Genomic DNA, 4110 nt, shown 5'->3' on the forward strand with positions numbered 1-4110 from the left:
CATCAAAAAGCTCCTGATAACTTTCCAGTTTGTGCTGAACCCGGGAATTGGTTTCTTCAAGTTTGTCTTTTTCCTTAGCAGCTTTTATTTCTTTATCCTTTAAAGAATCTGTAGTTTTCTGAAGGTTAGACCTTTCCTTTTGAAGTTTAGCTATACTCTGGTCAAACCTAATTTTTCCGCGCTCTACTTTCTTTTTAGAACGGTTAATTAAACTGAAGGGGATTCCGTTTTTCTGGGCAACTTCAAAAGTAAAAGAACTTCCTGCTTCTCCCACGCGTAGTTTAAACATGGGCTCCAAACTTTGGGAATCAAACAACATATTGGCATTGCTCATATTTGGCAATTCTCCTGCCAGCTTCTTTAAGTTTGCATAATGCGTAGTAAGAATTCCAAAGGATTCTTTCTCGTAAAAAACTTCCAGAAAAGTTTCTGCAAGTGCGCCACCAAGTTCGGGATCACTTCCGGTACCAAATTCATCGATTAGGAAAAGCGTATTTTCGTCACACTTCCGAAGAAACTTTTTCATATTCTTCAGTCGGTAACTATACGTACTCAAATGATTTTCTATCGACTGGTTATCGCCAATATCCGTTAAAATCTTATCGAAAAATGACATTCTGCTATACTCATGCACCGGGACGAGAATTCCGCTCTGCAGCATTAACTGAAGCAAACCTACCGTTTTCAGCGTGATACTTTTCCCTCCGGCATTTGGTCCTGAGATCACAATTATCCGGTTATCGTTTGCCATTTCGATGGTTTGCGGATAGGTTTTCTTGCCTGTTCTTTTATTGGAAAGGAGCAGCAAGGGGTGATAAGCATCTTTTAATTGTATTTCCCGGTCCTCAGAAATCTTTGGAAGAATTCCGCCCACTTTGTCAGCGTACTTTGCTTTTGCAGAAATTACATCAATTTCACTTAGCAGTTCCTGATATTCTATGAGCAACTCACGGTAAGGCCGCACAAAATTAGTAAGTTCCTTTAGAATCCGGTTGATCTCTTCTTTTTCTTCATACTGAAGATTATTGAGTTCCCGTGTAAACTGAAAGGTGGATTCCGGCTGAATATAAACGATGCTTCCGGTTTTGGAATTCCCCATAATTCCGCCTTTTACCTTCCTTCGGTACATGGCTTTAACGGCTAAAACACGCACGTTTTCAACAACACTTTCCTTAATTTCATCAAGATAACCATAGCCGTTGTAAGTGGTAAGAGCTGAAGTAAAACTGGAATTGATCTTTCCTTTTACCGAATTCATGGAGCGCCTGGTTTCCTGCAACAGGGGAGAGGCGCCGTCCTTTATCTCACCAAATTTATCGACTACTCTTCCTATTCGCTCAATCAATTCAGTGGTATATTCTACTTCTGAAGTGGTTTGATAAAGTGAAGGATAAACTTCCCTGAATTTTCTGAAATATCGCAACTGCATATTTACAGTTTCAGAAATAGAAGCAATTTTCCTGAAGCCGCTAACTTCAAGAACAGAATCTTCAATGTTTAAAAGCTTTATTTCATTTTCTATGTTATCGAACCCGTGATTGGGAATGGGATTTTCCTGGGTTTTGGATTTTACATATTCGTTCGTCTGATGGAGCCCGAAATATGTCTTTTTATAAGTTGAATATGGTTTTATTTCCAGGGCCTTTTCTTTCCCTTTCCCGGTGATACAAAGCGCGCTTATTTGCTCACGAACAACCGGAAATTCAAGATCAAGAAGACTCTTCGATGTGATTTTAATCATAGTATTTTTTCCCTACTTTTGAGGCTCTGCAAATTTACTCAATTATAATGAAGGTAGAAATAGCACCGGGTTGGAAAAAAAAGTTAAATGAAGAGTTCGAAAAATCTTATTTTCAGAATCTTGCTGCTTTTATAAAAGGTGAATATGAAAATCATAAATGCTTTCCTGCCGGCAAGAATATCTTTGCTGCTTTTGACAATTCAGGATTCGAAGAGACGAAAGTGGTTATCCTGGGACAGGACCCTTACCACGGAATAGGACAGGCACACGGACTGGCATTTTCTGTAAAAGAAGATGTGCAGGTGCCGCCTTCGCTAAAAAATATTTTCAGGGAAATTGAAACCGACCTCGGAAAACCTGTGCCCGATAATGGCAATTTAGAGCGATGGGCTAAACAGGGCGTTTTGCTCCTGAATGCAACTTTAACAGTAAGAGCTCACCAGGCAGGTTCTCACCAAAATAAAGGATGGGAGCAGTTTACAGACAGGGTGATCGAAATTGTTTCTGAAGAAAAAGAAAATGTGGTTTTTTTGCTCTGGGGTGGCTATGCCAGGAAAAAAGCGAAGAAAATTGACGCTTCAAAACATTTGATACTTACCAGCGGACACCCTTCCCCATTAAGCGCCAACAGAGGTTACTGGTTTGGAAACAAAAACTTTAGCAAAACCAATGAGTATCTGAAAAGCAAAGGAAAAGAGCCGGTAGATTGGTGATACGCCAGACCTTACAGCTTTTTGAAACCTGTGAGATTTTGATTCAGTAACAAAAGCAAATCCTAAATTCGCCAATTATCGACCTTCTTTTATTGGAAATACCAATTTTAGAACACCTTTTAACGAAACCAGTCTTGTTTTTGAAACCTTACTCGTTTAATACGGAAAGAAGCTTCTTAAGAAAAAAAGTTTGATCCGAAAATTGGCAATTATCGGCCTGTTTCAAAGTAGGAGATAAGAAATATCAAAATTATCCTCTCTTGTATTCAATTGAGATCTTGAAAATGACAATTATCGACCTGCGCTTTTAATAACATCTCCCAACCAAAATCGGCTACAAACTATGTAATATTTCTGAACTTTCGACCTGTTTACTTATGAGATTTAACCGTAATAATTTCTTCTGGACTTCAGTTAATTCTGCCTCAGAGAGTTGGCTGTTGCTCCAGTTCGTCAGTTTTAACCATTTCCTGATATCTTCAAGCTTTTGATCATAGCGTTCAGCTAACATTACATCTATTCCTGGAATTTCTTTGAAACCTGCTGTTTTGTTGTTCAAAACATCCAACATTGTTTTTATTCGCTGCGCATCATATTTTAATACTTCCTCTCTAACTGCGATTACAAAGCACGGCCATGGAGTAGGGCAGTCGGCAATTAGTCTGAAAGTATGATTATCCACAAGTGGTTTTGTAGTAAAATGTTCCCACATAAAATACTGGGCTTTATCCTCTTTTAAAGTTTTTACAGCACCATCTATATCCTTTACAATTTCAAACTCAAGGTCATCAACATTCCATCCATTGTTTTGGGCATTTACATAAGCCATTAAATGAGAACCGGAACCTTCCCTGCTAATCGCAGCTTTGGTATGCTGGAGGTCTGCACTATTCTTATATGCCGAATCGGCGGCTACATGTATCCCCCAGATGAGTGGTGAACCTATGTAAGTTTGTACTATTTTGGCATTATTCCCATTAATGATATCACGGGTAATGCCTTCAGTTAAAATAACGGCTGCGTCTATTTCTCCGGAACGAAGGGCTTTGTTCATGGCACCTGTACCATCTGGAAAATCTTTCCAGATCACGTTTATCTCTTCTTTATTGAATTCATTGCCTTCTATGCACAAATGCCACGGAAGATTAAAATGTTCCGGCACGCCACCTATTCTTATGGATTTCATGAAGTGTGTTTTTCTTTTAAATACTTGTACATTTCGTATTGTGAGCGTATAGCTTTTTCTCCTTCAGCACGTTCTACATATAAATTTTCTTCGGAAGCATCCTGAATTCTGGCTTTTACATTATCCTTCAGCTGTATATCCAGTAATTCCTTAAATTCTTTTGCAATATCTTTATCCAAAACAGGGGAAATAACCTCAATTCTTCTATCCAGATTCCGGCTCATAAGGTCTGCGCTTCCGTAGAAAATCTTCTCGTCACCACCGTTTTCAAAAATGTAGATACGGCCGTGTTCCAGGTAACGGTCTACTACACTGGTAATATAAATATTTTCACTCATTCCTTTAATTCCCGGTATAAGACAGGTAAATCCTCTCACTAACAACCTTATCTTAACCCCGGCATTGCTGGCCTTATAAAGAAGTTCCACCATTTCAAGATCCTCCAGACTATTCATTTTTGCAGTAATCTT

The 4110-nt window shown here is 38.8% G+C and carries 3 protein-coding genes and 1 pseudogene; 1 reads left to right on the forward strand and 3 read right to left on the reverse strand.

What is annotated here, in order from left to right:
* The coding region (locus RM529_RS16110) for an endonuclease MutS2 (protein WP_311485768.1) at window positions 1–1741 on the reverse strand (1741 nt) is incomplete at its 3' end.
* 47 nt (window positions 1742–1788) lie between these two features.
* On the opposite strand from RM529_RS16110, the gene RM529_RS16115 reads away from it, so the two are divergent.
* Window positions 1789–2454 (forward strand): uracil-DNA glycosylase, encoded by a 666-nt coding sequence (locus RM529_RS16115; RefSeq protein ID WP_311485769.1) that lies wholly within the window; start codon window positions 1789–1791, stop codon window positions 2452–2454.
* 334 nt (window positions 2455–2788) lie between these two features.
* Here RM529_RS16115 and RM529_RS16120 read toward each other — a convergent pair whose 3' ends face one another.
* On the reverse strand, window positions 2789–3640 hold the full coding sequence (locus tag RM529_RS16120) for a substrate-binding domain-containing protein (RefSeq protein ID WP_311485770.1): 852 nt from the start codon (window positions 3638–3640) through the stop codon (window positions 2789–2791).
* A pseudogene (locus tag RM529_RS16125) lies at window positions 3637–4110 on the reverse strand (phospholipase D-like domain-containing protein); the annotation flags it as partial. The gene RM529_RS16120 and the pseudogene RM529_RS16125, both read right to left, overlap by 4 nt.

This window comes from Autumnicola edwardsiae, from assembly GCF_031846505.1.
Lineage (GTDB): Bacteria > Bacteroidota > Bacteroidia > Flavobacteriales > Flavobacteriaceae > Autumnicola > Autumnicola edwardsiae.

Bases quoted from the DNA above. Each gene is read 5' to 3' on its own strand.
- RM529_RS16115 (WP_311485769.1), top strand. From the start codon at position 1,789: ATGAAGGTAGAAATAGCACCGGGTTGGAAAAAAAAGTTAAATGAAGAG.
- RM529_RS16120 (WP_311485770.1), bottom strand. From the start codon at position 3,640: ATGAAATCCATAAGAATAGGTGGCGTGCCGGAACATTTTAATCTTCCG.